This is a genomic window from Bifidobacterium polysaccharolyticum, from assembly GCF_016101585.1.
Lineage (GTDB): Bacteria > Actinomycetota > Actinomycetes > Actinomycetales > Bifidobacteriaceae > Bombiscardovia > Bombiscardovia polysaccharolytica.
Map to the genome: position 1 here is coordinate 704,259 of NZ_JACFQG010000001.1, position 17,366 is coordinate 721,624.

Genomic DNA, 17,366 nt, shown 5'->3' on the forward strand with positions numbered 1-17,366 from the left:
ATTTTTACCGATTCTTCCCGATGAGAGGTCGACTTTCATGACATTGTTCTATGACCAGGACAGCCAGCCCCAGCCCGAGCTGGTCTCTGCCGGCACCTTCATCGGAGACCCGGGCTGGCAACACAGCAGACGTATCATCAGCACCTTCGAAATCATCTGCAACATCCAAGGCATGTTGCCCCTGCAGATTGGCGATACCCGTTACATGGTCGGGCCCGGCACCTTCCTGATCGTCCCGCCCGACCTGGAGCATAGGGGATTCCGCACCATCACCGAGAGCCTGAAGTTTGATTGGATGCATTTCAGTCTGCCCGGCCTGACCCCGGTCGAGGGCACTGGCGATGACCCCATTGTTGATGAGACTTCGAGCATCCTTCTGCCTGCCTACAGTGAGAACCTGCTCATGGATCGAATCACCGTCATCACCAACCAGTTGCTGGACGTCTGCCAGATGCACGGCGACCAACGCTATCTGAACGCCATCCTGGCCTGCGTGCTCTACGAGGTGACTATGCAGACCAGGCAGCTGCTGCACACCCAATCCATGAATCTGCACGAGCTGCAGCCGGTGCGCGACTGGATCCGCATCCACGCTCTGGGACCCATCAGCCTGGGGCAGATCGCCGACTACTTCAACTACAACAAGAGCTACCTGTCTCGCAAATACCGGCAGAAGTTCGGCATCACCATTTCCCAGGAGATCGAACGCTTCCGCATGGAGGCGGCCAAGTCGCTGCTGGTGGAGACCGACGACACAGTGGAAAGCATCGGGGCCATCGTCGGTTACAAGGACGACAAATACTTCATGAAGGTGTTCAAACGCAGCACCGGCATCAGCCCTACCCGCTACCGCAGAACCTTTCACCAACGCCACTTCAACTCCCACTGAAGCCGACCACAGGGTTGAGCGAAGGGAACAATAGGTGGTTTTTATTGACTCAATCCTCCCCGCCAAAGAGGTTTCGCCCATAAGTCCCATAGGATGAAAACAACAAGGTGATTCCGCAATGAAGGGAGATCCCCAATGCCTCATACCAATCCACCCCGGGTGATTTTCAGCCAGATGATCGATTCTCGACGCATCGAACTCTACTGGGATCAGGAGGTGAAAGGAGCCGCCGATCCCCGGCATTTCCGCCTTTTCCTGAACGGGCATCCTCTGCCGCTGATGGAGAGGACCGACGTGGAGTGGAACCTGCTCAACGTCTATGAACCCATCAAGAAGCGGTCTACGCTGATCACCAGGGAGCCCTTGGATTTCACTGTCCTGGGACGCCTGACCATACGTGCGGACGCGGCCATCGTCAACAGACAAGGCCAGCACGCCGACCCGGAGGTCGAGATCGTGGTCAACAACTGGCACTATCAGTACACCCAGTTCACCAACTGCCGCTGTGGCATCCCCATCGAATCATCGGACGACGTCAAGCACCACACCCGGCTGCTGGCGGCCGACCTGATCGACACCATGCTGTCCGCATCCCCGCAGGTAGCACAGACCATGATCACCGAAGGCGCCAGGGTCGCCATCTACGGGCTGCACGAGGACGTCTATGACATACCCGAACATCGCGGCGGCGCCCAGATCATGGATCGGCCTGTGGAAGGCTACGGAGGCATGATCGGCGACCCGATCACCTCCATCTCCGCCGCCAACATCGAACGCATCACCGAGGGCGTGCACCAGACCCGCTACCCTAATGAGTCCATACTGGCCCATGAATTCGGCCACGCCATCCACCTGCTTGGCATCAACAGGCTGGAGGATCAGAGCCTGGCTCACCGAATCCAAGCCGCTTACAGCCATGCACAGGAGACGGGTCTCTGGCCCCACACCTACTTGATGGGCAACATCGAGGAGTACTTCGCCACCCTGACCTCCATGTGGTTCAACGTCATGGCCGAGAGCGCCGACGACAACTGGGACGGCGTCCGAGGCCCGCTCAACACCAGGAACGAGCTGCGCGAATACGACCCGACCGGCTACGCCCTGCTTGCGGACATCTATCCGCAGACCGCACTGCCCTACCCCTGGAACACCAACCCGGTCAACCATGACTACAGCGGGCATATGGACCAGCTGCCCTGAGAGCACCCGCTGTGACTTCGGGCCTGCTAACAGTGAGGATCGCTCGTGATGTTAACCCGATTAACAGGAAGGAAGAGTGGCGGCTAACCAGGTAAATATGGCCAGCATTCGACCGCGAATGATACAAATCGGCAAATATCGAGTCAGCAAGTATTTTGTATACTTGGAGAAAGAGATAAACTTGCCTCAGCCAATAACCGCTCTTCTGAGTTATGAGACTTAAATCAATCTAATTAACAATGTTGTGAACCCTCCACCACCTACGTAAGGAGAACCGATGAAGGAGACAAAGGCTTTTGGACAGACAGACTTTGATCCGGCAGAGGCGCATGAGCGGGATTCCCGGGTACGCGTGGGACGGATCACGACATTGCCAGCCCAATTCCGCAGCAAAGCAAGAACAGCTGGGGCTATCTGGAAAAAACAAATAATTGCCCTCGTAGCAGTATTGATGAGTGTGGCCCTGTTCTCGGGTTGCCAGGGATCGAATAGGTCAGAGCCATCAGTAAAACAGGTCTCCAATTATCTTTCATCGTTGACAAAGTACAACGTTTCTGGTGACGGCAGTGTCAAAACCATCTCTGCAAACAAATCGGGAACCCTGTATGTACTGGCACAGCGAGCCGACCTCAAGCGGACTGATGCCGCGCAATGCAAGGTGAACGGGCAAGCCATGCAGCGTTCTTCTTCTGACATAAATTACCCAGCAGGTGACGGAAAGAATTTCTTCCCATTCGCACAAATCGAGATCGCGCAAGGCAACCCACACAAGCTCTCTTGCAACCAACCGAGTGGGACCAAATTGATTGCGTTGCTCGACCCGCATATCCGAAACTTATAGAGGCCAGACCAGCGATGCAATCGAGCTGCAGGAAGTTTACCGAAAGCAGCTACGTATAAAACAGCAAACGTGCGTCCCATTCCGCCAGCTGTCCGGAGCCTCCGAGGTCGTGGAACAGTAAGCAACGAAACCTCATATTCAACAACCTTCACAACCCAAACATTGTCGTTAAGAAGCCGCCGTCCAGTCATAACCTGGGTGTTATAAAGCCGGGTGTGATAAAGTTGTTTCAGATTGTCGGGACTGTACCTGGCCTACGGCTGGCCTGAAAGATGGGGGTATCCGATAGCTTGGCCGCTGTTCCTGGGGGAAGGGGATCGTAATTAGCATGCGTCAGCATTCGCACACAATAGGTAGACCAGCTATGGCCGTCAGTATTCTGCTCGCCATAATCCTGCCCGCAGGCCTTATCGCAGGCAGTTTTGCCTCAGCTGACACTGCTGCAAACGAACCTAGTGCGGCCGACACTGCCGCGCCAGCCGCACTAGCAGGCACCGGGGGGGGGGGGTCGTCAGACCCCTCGCGTAGCTAAGCAAAATTCCGGCATTTCCTCCAGCAAGGCAACATCGCTCAGCACACCGACAACACCTGAATCTCCACTAGCTTCACCATCTCCGCTAGCCACATCCTCCCCTCTACCCACTTCTTCTCCTCTTCATTCCACGCCAGGAAAAACAGGCACCGAAGGCAGCTCCCACCATAACCTCCAACAAACGCGCTCAAACACCCAATACACCGTTACTTTCAGCAACCCCCTAGGCACCGATACAACCCAGACAATCACAGACGGCGAGCGCGCAATACGGCCGGCCGACCCGACCAAGGACGGCTACCTTTTCGACGGATGGTTCATCGGCAATACCTCCGTCGCTTATGACTTCAACCAGCCGGTCACCGACAATCTCACCCTCACCGCCAAGTGGACCAAAGGCTCTGAAACCTGGAGCATCAGCCCTGATCACGGGCCCGAAACCGGCAATACCAAGGCCACTATTACGCCGCCTACAAGGCAAGACATCAGATTCAGCCAAATCCAAGCAGGCAACAGCCACTCTCTGGCCATAGGCTCGGACGGGAACCTCTACAGCTGGGGCAGCAACCAGAATGGGCAGCTGGGCCGCAACATCGGATCGGCCACATACGATGCCAAGCCAGGCCTGGTGGCTAAACCCGCAGGAGCATCAGACGACTTTACCTGGGTGCAGGCCAGCGCAGGATACGATCATTCCCTGGCCATAGGCTCGGACGGGAACCTCTACAGCTGGGGCATCAACAGCTTCGGTCAGCTGGGCCGCAGTATTGATTCAGCCTACGATGCCCAGCCAGGTCTTGTCGCCAAACCCGCAGGAACTCCAACAACCTTTACCTGGTCGCAGATCAGCGCCGGCGGTGAATTCTCTCTGGCGATCGGTTCCAACGGCGTTTTGTACAGCTGGGGATGCAACCAATGGGGACAGCTGGGAATCGGCATCCGAGACTCGCAGACCCATATCACGCCAAGCCCAATCAAGAATCCATCAACAGCAACAATCACATGGAGCAAGGTCAGCGCAGGGTACGACCATGCATTGGCCATAGGTTCAGATCGCAGCGTCTACAGCTGGGGTGGCAACAACCATGGACAATTGGGCAACGGCGACTCAAGCTCCTACTGGAGCACTACACTCGTAAAACCTCAACTGCCCGATACCGTCACCATTACCCAGATCAGCGCAAAAAGCGACTCCTCCCTCGCTCTCACCTCTGATGGCACCCTGTACGCCTGGGGATGGAACGACAATGGACAGATAGGACGAGGGGCTACCGGATCCAGCGCCTTCTATGTCAATCCAGACAAGCTCACCGTGAGCGGAGTCAGCTTTACGCAGGCCGGCGCCGGAAGAGGAACCACCCTGGCATTGGGATCCGATGGCAAGCTCTACGGCTGGGGAAAGTATGGGGGAACGCCCATAACCGGCACTCCCAGCCAGGTCAGCTTCACACAGGTCAGCGCTGGCGACGATTATCTTTTGGTCTTAGGCTCGGATGGCAACCTCTACAGCTGGGGCAACAACAAGTACGGCCAATTAGGACTCACTGACAGTGTCGACACATCAACAGGTATCCGAACCCCAAAGCTCACACCCTTCCCTGAAGCAGCCACTCTCAGCTCAGTCGACTTCGGCGGAACGGCGGGAACGAATCTAGCTGCGAACACGGACGGCACTTGGAGCGTCACCACACCCAAGCATGCAAGAGGCAAGACGGATGTCACCGTCTCCTGGAGCATGAACGGCCAGCAGCCCGATGTGCACCTGACCTACCGATACTTTGGTATTTACAATATCGCGTTCTCTTCCGATGGCGGCTCCTGCCCAGCACCCTCAGGCATGCCCAAAGATCAGTCCGCAACTGAGGGCGAGCAGGTCAAGCGCCCGTATCCTGACCCGCAGGCGGCCGGCTGCCTGTTCGACGGCTGGTTCGTCAAGGACGCCAACGGCGATTCCAATGTGGCTTATGATTTTAGCCAACCCGTCACCAAGAATGTCGCACTGGTCGCGCATTGGAGCCTAGCCGACACTCGTGGCTGGTCAATCAACCCGGACAAGGGCAACGTGCTGGGCGGCCAGCAGGTGACCATCACGCATCCCAAAACCAGCCGTGGCATCCGCTTCAACCAGATCAGCGCCGGCGGATCCAAAAACAGGGAAATGCGCGGCTTCTCGGTGGGCGTGGCCAGCGACGGGAACGCCTACGCCTGGGGCAACAACAATTACGGGCAACTGGGAACCGGCGACAACAAGCAGCAGGACAGACCAACCGAGGTCCTCAAGCCAGAGGGTGTACAAGAAGGCTTCACATACACGCAGATTTCGTCAGCGGGAGCGCACACTCTGGCCATCGGTTCCAATGGCATCCTCTACAGCTGGGGGCGCAACGATTTCGGCCAGCTGGGCAACGGCAGCACGGACACGAGCGTCCACGCCAAGCCGGAAGCCGTCATCAACCCCATCACGGGCCAGCCGTTCCAGGCCGTCCAGGTCAGCGCCGGAGCCTGCGACTCGGTCGCCATCGATACCACGGGCAAGGTCTACAGCTGGGGAAGCGAAACCACAACCCTCGGCGATAGCGTCAGTACTGCAAATTCCGTTGCCAAAGCGAAGCCCACCCTAGTGGCCGATCCGGGCGGTACCGATCAGGGTCTGCATGCGGTCCAGGTCAGCGCCAACTGGAGCTTCATCATGGCCTTGAACGCGGATGGCAACATATACGCCTGGGGATACAACAACTGGGGGCAGTTCGGCAACGGGTCCTCGACCAACAGCACTTGGACCACTTACTCCTCCACCCCTACATTGGTGCGCGATCCCACGGATACCAGCAAAGGACTGCAGGCCACCCGGATCAGCGCGGGCGCATGGCATGCCTTGGCCATAGGTCAGGATGGCACGGTATGGGCATGGGGAATGGACAACAACGGCCAGCTTGGTTTCAGCACGGACTATCAAATATTGCCCAAGCAGGTACCCAATCTCAAGGCCCAGCAGGTCAGCGCAAGCACATGGAATTCCTTGGCAATAGGTCTGGACGGCACAGCCTGGGGTTGGGGCAACAACGCCAATGGCCAGCTCGGCGACGGCACCACCAGTAAGCGGACCACGCCACGGCCGGTCTTAGCCCCTGCAAATCAGAGCGGCTCCGGCACTGGGTTCGCATCCGTACGCATCAGTGCAGGATGGGGCCATTCCGTGGCCATCGGCCAGGACGGCAAAGCCTACGCCTGGGGCAACAACGCATCCGGCCAGCTCGGCACCGAGCAGAGCCTGACACAGAGCCGCACCCCTACCCTAGTAGCCTTCAATCCGACGTTGCTAATCACCGGTGTCAAGTTCGACAAGACAGTGGTGAACCCCCTGCAGCAGAATTCTGACGGGTCCGTCTCTTTCGCTACGCCTGTCCATAATCCTGGGCTGGCCGATGTGGTCGTGGACTGGACGCTGGGCGGTGTCAGCCAGCCCCAGACGCATTTGGCCTACACCTATGAAGGCGTCCTGCCCCTGACGGGCGGCAACGGCAGCATGATCCTCCTGCTCGCCGCCGGGCTGCTCGCCGCAGCCGGCGCAGCTGCAGCCGGACGCCACCGGCGTGAATCACACAGCCTGCAGGCCTAGAATCTTCACCCGAGTAAGCGGCTGGACTAAACCCCAAGTTAGCCCAGCCGAAGGGTGGCCCCGCCAATCCCCCAACACAACGGAGCCACCCATCCCCACTTTCATGCAATTTCTTAGAAGGATGCAGGAGTCCCGGAAAGCAGGTCCATAAAGCATCGACAGGTTGATGCTTACACCCATGCTGGCCTGCTGTGGTAGCCTGTCTTACGTGAGTCGGGATTGTGCCCGGCATGCGGCTTTCAGCTAGGACAGAGAGCGTCCTAGACATGTGTCGCGATTCTTGGGGAAAGGGTGTCCCACTTATCATGCGTCGGAATACGAACACGCCAAGCCGTCCAGTAGCGGCCATCAGCCTTCTGCTCGCCCTCATCCTGCCCGCCAGCCTGATTACCGGCGGCCTAGCCGCTGCCGACACGACAACCAGCCAGCCTGTCATAGCTACCGCGCCGACCATGACAGGAAACAACGAGAGAGGTAATCGTCAGACCTCTCGCGTAGCTAAGCAAAATTCTGTTATTTCTCCCAGTAGTGCAATATCAACAACACCCCAGTCGTCCCTACCCGCACCCTCGCCCCTGAACACAGCCTCCCCGCTGACACCCACGCCCTCACCCCTAACCACGTCTTCACCGCCGAAAGCTACAACATCCAAACCTGGTAAAAGCGACAACAATACGCATCAGACGCGATCGACACAACACACCGTCACCTTTAAAGATGACAGCACAACCCTGAGCAAACAGTCCATTGCCGACGGCACCCGGGCCAGCCGACCCCCCAAGGATCCAACCAGGGACAGCTACCTGTTCGATGGCTGGTTCATCAAAAATGACAAAGGCGACTCCAACGTGGCCTACGATTTCAGCCAGCCCGTCACCACAGACTTCACCCTGACCGCCCACTGGACCAGGGGAACCAGCACCTGGAGCATCTCCCCCACCTCAGGGCCAGCCGCGGGAGGCGACAAAACCACCCTGACCCCGCCCCCGGCACGTGGCATCAGGCTCAGCCAGGCCGATGCAGGAGACGTTCACTCCGGAGCCGTGGGATCGGACGGCAATATCTACACCTGGGGAGACAACCAGAAAAACTAGTTGGGCCGCACAGTCACCAGCAACACCCCAGCCAACAGGCCCAACAAGGTAGAGACCCCAGCAAACATCACCTTCACCCAAGACAGCGCAGGCTACGGATTCTCCGTAGCCCTGGGCTCCGACGGCAACCTATACAGCTGGGGAGACAATGGCCTAGGCCAGTTGGGCCGCACAGTCACCAGCAACACCCCAGCCAACAGGCCCAACAAGGTAGAGACCCCGGCAGGCATCACCTTCACAAGCGTCAGTGCAGGCCGCTCATACGCAGTGGCCGTAAGCTCCGAGGGCAACCTATACAGCTGGGGAGATAACAGTGCCGGCAGACTGGGCCGGGACACCACAGGCACATCCGACCCCAAACCCAGCAAGGTGCAGACGACCCCAGCAGGCATCACCTTCACCAGTGTCAGCGCAGGCTGGGGCCACACGGCTGCTTTGGACAGTCAAGGCAACATATACACCTGGGGCGACAACACACACGGTGAGCTTGGCCGCAGCACCGCCGGCAGCACCCAGGGCAACTACCCCGGCAAAGTCGACACCCCTACAGGCATCACCTTCACCCAAGCCAGCGCCGGAGGAAGCCACTCCGTGGCCGTAAGCGACGATGGTAGCCTCTACACATGGGGCAACAGCGACAACGGACGCCTCGGCCGCGACACCAACAACACTCCCGCAGGCAAGCCCGGAAAAGCCGACAACCCTACAGGCATTACCTTCACCCAAGCCAGCGCAGGAGGCTGGCACACCGCCGCAGTAAGCTCGGACGGCAACCTCTACACCTGGGGAGACAGTGACCATGGGCGCCTGGGACGCGACACCAGCAAAACCCCGGCAGACAAGCCCGGAAAAGCCGACAACCCTACAGGCATCACTTTCACCCAAGCCAGCGCAGGAGCATGGTACTGCCTTGCCCAAGGATCGGACGGCAACCTCTATAGCTGGGGAGACAACACCAACGGACAACTGGGACGCGACACTAGCAGCACACAGGACGCCAGCCTGGTCAAAGTCGCTTTCCCGGAGAATCCTAGGCCCGTCAGCGTCAGTTTCGGCGGGGCGGCGGGCACGAGTCTGGTGGGCAACAAGGACGGCACCTGGAGCGTGACCACGCCCCAGCATGCAGCAGGCAAGACTGATGTGACCGTCTCCTGGAGCATGAACGGCCGGCAGCCCGACGCGCACCTGAGCTACACCTACATCAACCCCCACACGGTCACCTTCGACAGCGCCGGCGGCCAGCCGACCCCAGGCCAGCAGCAAATCACCGAGGGCAGGCAGGCCGCACGCCCGACCGCAGACCCGGCCAGGGACGGCTGCCTGTTCGACGGCTGGTTCCTCAAGGACGCTAAGGGCGGTTCCAAGGTGGCGTATGATTTCAGCCAGCCGGTCACCGCGGACATCACCCTGGTCGCGCATTGGAGCCCTGAGAAAGACTCCGGCTGGTCGATCAGCCCGGGCAAGGGCAATGTGCTGGGCGGCCAGCGGGCGACCATCACCCCGCCCAGGCTGGGCCGTGGTATCCGCTTCAACCAGGTCAGCGCCGGCGGCTACCAGATGAGTGATGCGGCAGGCTTCTCCGTGGGCGTGGCCAGCGACGGGAACGCCTACGCCTGGGGCAGCAACCAGCACGGGCAGCTGGGCATCGGCAACAAAGTGCAGCAGAGCAAGCCGGTCAGGGTCCCCCTGCCGGACGGCGTGGCCTCCGGGTTCACCTACACGCAGGCCGCGGCGGGGGGCTTCCATGTGCTGGCCGTCGGCAGCGACGGCATCGTCTACAGGTGGGGCGCCAACGACCACGGCCAGCTGGGCGACGGCACCACCGTCGAGCGTTCCAAGCCGCAGCCCGTGCCGGACCCGAACGACACAAGCCAGCCCTTCAAGGCCGTCCAGGTGAGCGCCGGCGCCTACGACTCGGCGGCCATCAGCCCGGACGGGCGCGTCTACACCTGGGGCAGCGAGGGCAACAGCCGCGACGGCAACTTCAACCCCAGCTTCACCCAGCCGCGGAAGACGCCGACCCCGGCAGCCGCCCCCGACGGATCCGGCCAGGGGCTGCAGGCGGTGCGGGTCAGCCTGGGCTGGAGCTTCATCATGGCCCTGGACGAGGACGGCAACGTATACGCCTGGGGATACAACAACTACGGCCAGCTCGGCAACAACAGCACCAGCAGCGCCTACACAGCCACGCCCGCCAGGGTGCGCGACCCGAACAGCCCCAATGACCCCGGCAAAGGGCTGCAGGCCACGCAGATCAGCGCAGGCACGGACCATGGCCTCGCCATCGACAGGAACGGGACCGTCCTGAGCTGGGGGCACAACAACTCCGGCCAGCTCGGCAACGGCTCCACCTACGACAAGCTCGTCCCCGAACCGGTCAAGAACCCGGGTGGAAGAGGCAGTTTCACCGCCGTCGGCATCAGCACAGGAGTCATATACTCCCTGGCCGTCGACAGCTCCGGCAACACCTGGGCATGGGGATACAACGCCTACGGCCAATTAGGCAACGGCGACGTCTTTGCCCTGCTCACGCCGACAAGCGTGCGAAGCCCCGACCCGTCCGCCGGCGCCAGCGCATCCCTGCAGGCCACGCGGGTCAGCGCGGCGCAATACCATTCCCTGGCCATCGGCCAGGACGGCAACGCCTACGCCTGGGGCGACAACCGCTTAGGCCAGCTCGGCAACGGAAGTCTGACGCAGAGCCGCACCCCGACCCTGGTCGCCTTCAACCCGGCACTGCTGATCACCGGCGTCAAGTTCGACAAGACAGTCGTGGACCCCCTGGTGCAGAACCCCGACGGGTCCGTCACCCTGGCCACCCCCGCCCATAATCCTGGACTGGCCGATGTGGTCGTGGACTGGACCCTGGGCGGCACCAAACAGGAACCCGCACACCTGGCCTACACCTACGAAGGCGTCCTGCCCCTGACGGGCGGCAACGGCAGCATGATCCTCCTGCTCGCCGCCGGGCTGCTCGCCACGGCCGGCGCCGTCGCAGCCGGACGCCACCGGCACGAAACCCGCATCCAGCACGCCTAGAATCTTCACACGAGTAAGCAGCCAGGCCGCATCCCAAGACGGCCCGGCCGACCAGGGTGGCCCCGACAATCCCCCAACACAACGGAGCCACCCACCTTTTTCATACCGTCCCTAGCTCGCTGTTTTCTCCTGCCCAGTTATAGATAAGCAATAAAAGAGCCTTGACGAGTTCATCAGATCATCAAGTCCTTTTTAGGCTTATTACCCGTATGGATAGCTCACAATGGAGTTTTGCAAAGCTGAGAGCTTTCCCTCACAAACACTCGCGCACTCGCGACAACAGTCTTCTACCGAGCTCGCCACTGTCATTGCCTCAACTGGATCCTAAAAGCTGGTGTTCGCCAAATTGTAAGCCCTCAGTGCAGGACCAGAACGACAGCGAACCCGAGGCAGAGTGGAGCGCACAAAATCGTGCCCCGGTGGGCAGAAAGAGTGTCTGGCCCACACTTGAACAACAAGCCCGCTACATTGAAGTTCCCCACCGTCCGCAGAGCAAAGACCGCCCCGGCTATCTAGGGCAGAGCCCTTGACAACCGGAGTCCAGACTTTTAAACGTTTCCGCAAGATAAGGACGATCAGAATCATAAAACCCCGGATTGCCATCAAGACTTCAAGAAATTCAGCTTCTGATTCGTGCGCGAGGATTAATCGAACAACATAGGCCAGTAATTGTGTTTGCATTCAGGCAAGATCCGATTACTAAACAGCTTGCTACCAAGCTTCCAGTACCTGTAAAAGCAGGCGGTGACTGCGAAGAACACGGTGTCAATAGCACCCAACAAGCCGGCACCGGTAGACATAAATCACCTATCATTTCTTCGTCGAAGAGTAGTTATCGGATTCCCAACACTGCCAACGAAAATCATAGTACTCACTGCAATAATGAGGGAAAACACACTCTCCCTAACGTCTATTGGCAAAGTGTCTGCGAGCGCGCCGAGACCGCCCCGACAGAGATCAGAAACACTTTGCCGATAAATGCCGCTGATAATTACTGCAGATAAATCAGCATTGATGGACCATACTGCGCGAGAGAATGCACAGATCCTCAACAGATCCTTATTAAAGGATGCAATCTCTACTCGGTTTCATATTCATAATCACCACCAAGAGCTGATGCCGCAGTCACGATGATGCGAGATTAATTGTTAACGATGTTATTATAGTTTACATTGTTAATTAGCAACAATCATCAGGAGGTATACCTTGCATCCTGCAAGAAACAATTCAGGGGAATACACCCTGTCCTGTCAACAGGTGCGCAAATCATTCGGGACCAGGCAGGTGCTCAAGGGTGTGGATCTTCAGGTCAGACGCGGAAGCATTCTGGGTCTGCTGGGTCGGAACGGAGCAGGCAAATCAACCCTGATCTCGGCCTTGACCGGACTGGGCCAGCCGGACTCGGGCCACATCACAGTCGAGGGGCACAACCCCTATCGAACGCCCTCACGCATCTTCGGCCGAGTCATCGGACTCGCGCCCCAGGACCTGGGCATCTATCCCCACCTCAGCGTCCGAGACAACCTGCGCGGCATGGCCTGCCTGCAAGGGCTGAACACCAAGCAGGGCAGCAGAAGGGCCGACGAGCTGATAGAGCTCATGGGGCTGGGTTCCCAGTCAGGAACATCGGCCGAGAATCTATCGGGAGGGCAGAAACGACGCCTCCACACCGCCATGGCCATGGTCCACAATCCCCCGGTGCTCTTCCTGGACGAGCCCACTGTTGGGGCGGATGTGGAGGCCCGCTCCAGAATACTGGACATGGTCAAGGCCATGAGCCGGCAGGGCACCACCATCATCTACACCACCCACTATCTCAAGGAGTTGGAAGAGATGGGCGCTGACCTCGCCTTCCTGATCGACGGGCGAATCCAGGTCCAGGGCTCCCTGCAGCAGGTGCTCCACAAATATGCCCGGGCATCCCTGCGCATCTCCTTCGTCGGTAAGGCCCCAGGCAAGATCCCCGGATGGCGAATGACAGACGGCTTTCTGGTGCCCGATCACCCGGTTTCCAGCCCAGAGCAGGAGTTGGCCCGCCTCTTGCAGGAGCCGGTCATGAAAAATGCCCGTCTGTCGTCAATCACCATCGTCCAGCCTGACATCGAGTCGGCCTACATGACCGTCATGGGTACATCCTCAAGTGATCCGGCCGGGTCACGAGCATGGGAAGACAGGTGAGCGCCATGCATTTCAACGGATATCTGGCAGCGTTCCGCCTGAATTTCAAAATCGAGTTGCGAAGCATCTGGCTGCAGGCGGTCATCGTGGCCATTCCCCTGATTATCATCCCTTTCATGCTGCCCTCCTACCGGGACTCACTGCGAGCTCAGGGGCATCTGAGCGCGAACGGATCCGAGCAGGCGCTTCCAGGGTTCGCCATCCTTTTCTCCATGTTCTCCCTGCAACTGGTCCTCCAACTTTTCTTCCAGGAGCATGAATGGCACACCTGGGACAGAATGCGGGTGTCAGCGGTCTCCCTCTTCGACCTGGTCATGGCCAAACTGAGCGTGTCCTTCATGGTGCAGGTGGTCCAGGTCTCTCTAGTCATGCTGATCGGGACGGCGCTCTACCACTATCGGCCCAATGGATCAGTCCTGGCCCTGGCCGCGGTCTGCCTGCTCATTTCAATTGTGCTGACCCTCTTCGGCCTGTTGCTCTACATATTCTCGTCCTCCCAGAACATGGCCATGTCCTTCAACAACATTCTTGGCATGCTCCTGGCTGGCATGGGCGGAGCCCTCAGCCCTGTCTCCGGATTCCCGGACTGGGCACAGAAGCTGGCCAAGGGCAGTCCCGTCTACTGGGCCATGGATGCCGTAGGAAAAATCAATTTCGACCATGCTGGAATGGCAGATGTATGGCCTGACCTGCGTATCCTGCTGGCCTTCCTGCTCGCGCTGGCTCTCCTGGCAACGGTACTATTCAAGAGAGGAGTACAGCGGAAGGAGTGAGGAAGCATGGCTGACCCACCCAAGGCACCCGTCAAGACGACGCTCAACCGAGACTATGTTCTGCGCTCCGCCCTCTATTTCGTCGATGAACATGGACTGGACGCCTTGAATATCCGCGCCCTGGGCAAGCAGATGGGGGTGTCCGGGCCAGCCATCTACCGCCATGTGCCCAGCAAGGCCGCCCTGCTCGATGGGATCGTCGAGCTCATATGGCAGTCAGCCACCGACCTCGACTCCATACCCCAAGGCATGGGATGGCGGCAAGCGCTGGAAGAGGTCATGCTCCAGGTTCACCGGACGCTGCTTTCGCATCCCCGGGCCCTCCCGCTCATGGCCACGCATCCCATCAACACGGACCAGTCCTTCCACATGGTCAGCACCTGGCTGAACCAGCTAACCGCGCACGGACTTAAGGTCGATTCCGACACCATCCACCTGCTCAATAGCCTGGCCGGACTGACCTTGGGCAGCGCCATCGCCCAGGCCTCTCCCCCGGTCGGCGGTGCGGGTGGCCAGACCAATACGGAACTGGCAAAAAAGCTGGCCGAGGATGCCCAAGGATTCGATGATCTGAAGAGGCTGTTCGATTCTCCGGGCGACGGAATCAGTGCACTTATGGAGACCAGCTACCGCAAGGGCCTGCACGCCCTGATCGCCGGTTGGTCTGCCTGAATTAGTGGCTAATGGATCAACCCTGGTCACGCATCCATCAACGTCGAAGACCGACTCAGAATTGCTCCCCCGACATTCCATCTGAGAGGACCTTATTGGCAAGTAGTATAGTTGAAAAACGTAAGGCTTCCTGCTCGCACCTTCGCACAGAGGGATGGGGATATGCGTAACGTCAAGAAAGCCTCCAAGGATAGCTCTACCGACAGGTACCGGTGGCGTCAGTCTTTGGGGAAGGGGATTTTGCTTAATATGCGTCAGCGTCAGCACACGTCAATCAGACCGGCTGCGGCCATCAGTCTTCTGCTATCCGTCATCCTGCCTTTAAGCCTGCTTGCCGGCACCAGCGCCGATGCCAGCCCTACGGCCAGCGAGCCTGCTGTGGCCGGCGCGAGCGCGCCTGCCACAGCAGGAGACACCGGGGGGGGGGGGTCGTCAGACCCCTCGCGTAGCTAAGCAAAACCCCGGCACTTTCCCGAGCAAAGCAAAAACATCCACCACACCAATAACGCCTGAGTCCCCGCTGGCTAAATATCCATCTTTAAATTCGGCGAAACTAACTCCCAGAAATCATTTACAGACGCGTTCTTCCGTAGAATATTCTGTTATCTTCACCGACCCTGAAGGCGGAAACTCTACATTTTCGCAAAACGTCAACGACGGCAACCAAGCTATTCGACCCACCAACCCATCAAGAAACGGCTATCTGTTTGACGGCTGGTTTATCTGTGACACCAGCGGTGAATCAAAAGTAGCCTATGATTTCAGCCAGCCCGTGACCGGCAAGACGGTATTGGCCGCACATTGGACCAAACAATCTAACACTTGGAGCCTCAACCCAGATAGCGGACCTATAACTGGCAATACCACCGTGAATATCACTCCTCCTGATCACAGCCGGGGCATCCGTTTCAACCAGGTCAGCGCAGGTGGCGAGCAACCGGATGTCATTGGCTTCTCAGTGGGAGTGGCCAGCGACGGGAATGCCTACGCTTGGGGCAACAACAAATACGGGCAACTGGGTCAAGACCCGGCCGAAACGACTGCACAGAACACTCCTACTAAAGTTCCTTTGCCCAACGGCGTGGCCGCCGGCTTCACCTATACGCAAGTTGCTGCAGGCGGCGCCCACACCCTGGCCATAGGCTCCAACGGAATCCTCTACAGCTGGGGCCGCAACGACCACGGGCAACTGGGTGACGGCACCACCACGGACCGGTACAAGCCCCAGCCCGTCAACGTTGCTAGCAACCAGCCCTTCAAAGCCGTCCAGGTGAGCGCCGGCGCCTACGACTCGGCCGCCATCGACGACCAAGGCCGCGTCTACACCTGGGGATGCGAGCACAACAGCTACTCCACCTATGGCACGGCCAAGCTCGTGCCGACCCTGGCCAAGGATCCCAACGGCTCCAGCCAAGGGCTGCACGCGGTCCAGGTCAGTGCCAAATGGAGCTTCCTGCTGGCCTTGGACGAGGACGGCAGCGTGTACGCCTGGGGATACAACACCAACGGCCAGCTCGGCAACGGAACAGCCACAGGAGACGGAAACGCCGACTACGCCAACGACCCGAAGCCCGTCCAAGACCCCAAGGACGCCAACAAAACCTTCAAAGCCACCCAGATCAGCGCCGGCACCAGGCACGCCCTTGCCATCGGAAGAGAGGACGGCAGCCTGTATACCTGGGGTAAGGTCAACGACACTAACTACACAAGGCCCACGAACGACCCCACCAACACCGGCAAAACCATCAAAGCCACCCAGATCAGCGCTGGCACATGGCACTCCCTGGCCATTGACCAGGACGGCAACGCCTGGGGCTGGGGCTGGAACCAATACGGGCAGACCGGCAACGGCAACACCAATTCGCAGGGCACCCCCACGAAAGTAACCGGTCCGAACAATACAGGCCAAGGATTCAAGGCCGTCTGCGTCAGCGCAGCCCACAACCATTCCCTGGCCATCGGCCAGGACGGCAACACCTACGCCTGGGGCAAGAATGACTACAGCCAGCTCGGCAACACCAGCATCCCCACAACAGGCAACAGCCCTACACCCATCCAGACCATGTTCGACCCCACCCCCCTCAACATCACCAACGTCAAGTTCGACAAGACGGCCGTGGACCACCTTGTACAGAACTCTGACGGATCCGTCACCCTGGCCACCCCCACCCATAATCCGGGACTGGCCGACGTGATCGTGGACTGGACCCTGGGCGGCGTCATTCAGACCCAGGCCCACCTGGCCTACACCTATGAAGGCACCCTGCCCCTGACGGGCGGCAATGGCAGCATGATCCTCCTGCTCGCCGCCGGGATGCTCGCCACGGCCGGCGCAGCCGCAGCCGGACGCCACCGGCGAGAAACCCACGCCCTGCACGTCTAGAATCTTCACCCGAGTAAGCGGCTGGACTAAACCCCAAGTTAGCCCAGCCGAAGGGTGGCCCCGCCAATCCCCCAACACAACGGAGCCACCCACCTCTTTGCTCCCGCCCTCTATATCGCCACTAGGGCGTGAAGCAGTCTTCATAT

Annotated in this window: 11 protein-coding genes and 1 pseudogene; all 12 read left to right on the forward strand. The window is 59.3% G+C overall.

What is annotated here, in order from left to right; genetic code table 11:
• The first annotated feature begins 37 nt into the window (after window positions 1-37).
• The 12 genes and pseudogenes from H3T90_RS02835 to H3T90_RS02885 all read left to right on the forward strand — a co-directional run bounded on the left by H3T90_RS02835 (window position 38) and on the right by H3T90_RS02885 (window position 17,220).
• Complete coding sequence (locus tag H3T90_RS02835) at window positions 38-889, forward strand: helix-turn-helix domain-containing protein (protein WP_046322600.1); 852 nt, start codon at window positions 38-40, stop codon at window positions 887-889.
• A gap of 135 nt (window positions 890-1,024) precedes the next feature.
• On the forward strand, window positions 1,025-2,089 hold the full coding sequence (locus tag H3T90_RS02840; protein WP_198229513.1) for a hypothetical protein: 1,065 nt from the start codon (window positions 1,025-1,027) through the stop codon (window positions 2,087-2,089).
• A gap of 277 nt (window positions 2,090-2,366) precedes the next feature.
• Complete coding sequence (locus tag H3T90_RS02845) at window positions 2,367-2,930, forward strand: hypothetical protein (protein ID WP_198229514.1); 564 nt, start codon at window positions 2,367-2,369, stop codon at window positions 2,928-2,930.
• A 545-nt stretch (window positions 2,931-3,475) separates the two neighbouring features.
• Window positions 3,476-7,081 (forward strand): RCC1 domain-containing protein, encoded by a 3,606-nt coding sequence (locus H3T90_RS09025; RefSeq protein ID WP_408610686.1) that lies wholly within the window; start codon window positions 3,476-3,478, stop codon window positions 7,079-7,081.
• 305 nt (window positions 7,082-7,386) lie between these two features.
• Complete coding sequence (locus H3T90_RS02860) at window positions 7,387-8,175, forward strand: InlB B-repeat-containing protein (protein ID WP_198229516.1); 789 nt, start codon at window positions 7,387-7,389, stop codon at window positions 8,173-8,175.
• Window positions 8,176-11,214, forward strand: coding sequence for an RCC1 domain-containing protein (locus H3T90_RS02865; protein WP_198229517.1), 3,039 nt, complete (start codon window positions 8,176-8,178; stop codon window positions 11,212-11,214).
• Window positions 11,215-12,420: 1,206 nt separating this feature from the next.
• Window positions 12,421-13,392, forward strand: coding sequence for an ABC transporter ATP-binding protein (locus H3T90_RS02870; RefSeq protein ID WP_232350493.1), 972 nt, complete (start codon window positions 12,421-12,423; stop codon window positions 13,390-13,392).
• 5 nt (window positions 13,393-13,397) lie between these two features.
• Window positions 13,398-14,165 carry an ABC transporter permease gene (locus tag H3T90_RS02875; protein WP_198229518.1) on the forward strand — a complete coding sequence of 256 codons (768 nt, stop codon included), beginning with the start codon at window positions 13,398-13,400 and terminating at the stop codon, window positions 14,163-14,165.
• A gap of 6 nt (window positions 14,166-14,171) precedes the next feature.
• The gene (locus H3T90_RS02880) at window positions 14,172-14,837 is read left to right on the forward strand and encodes a TetR/AcrR family transcriptional regulator (RefSeq protein WP_198229519.1); all 666 of its coding nucleotides are present in this window, start codon (window positions 14,172-14,174) and stop codon (window positions 14,835-14,837) included.
• Between the two features lie 249 nt (window positions 14,838-15,086).
• Complete coding sequence (locus H3T90_RS08860; RefSeq protein ID WP_232350494.1) at window positions 15,087-15,290, forward strand: hypothetical protein; 204 nt, start codon at window positions 15,087-15,089, stop codon at window positions 15,288-15,290.
• A 151-nt stretch (window positions 15,291-15,441) separates the two neighbouring features.
• Window positions 15,442-15,636, forward strand: a pseudogene (locus H3T90_RS09090) (InlB B-repeat-containing protein); the annotation flags it as partial.
• Between the two features lie 69 nt (window positions 15,637-15,705).
• The gene (locus H3T90_RS02885) at window positions 15,706-17,220 is read left to right on the forward strand and encodes an RCC1 domain-containing protein (RefSeq protein ID WP_332468224.1); all 1,515 of its coding nucleotides are present in this window, start codon (window positions 15,706-15,708) and stop codon (window positions 17,218-17,220) included.
• Window positions 17,221-17,366: the final 146 nt, after the last annotated feature.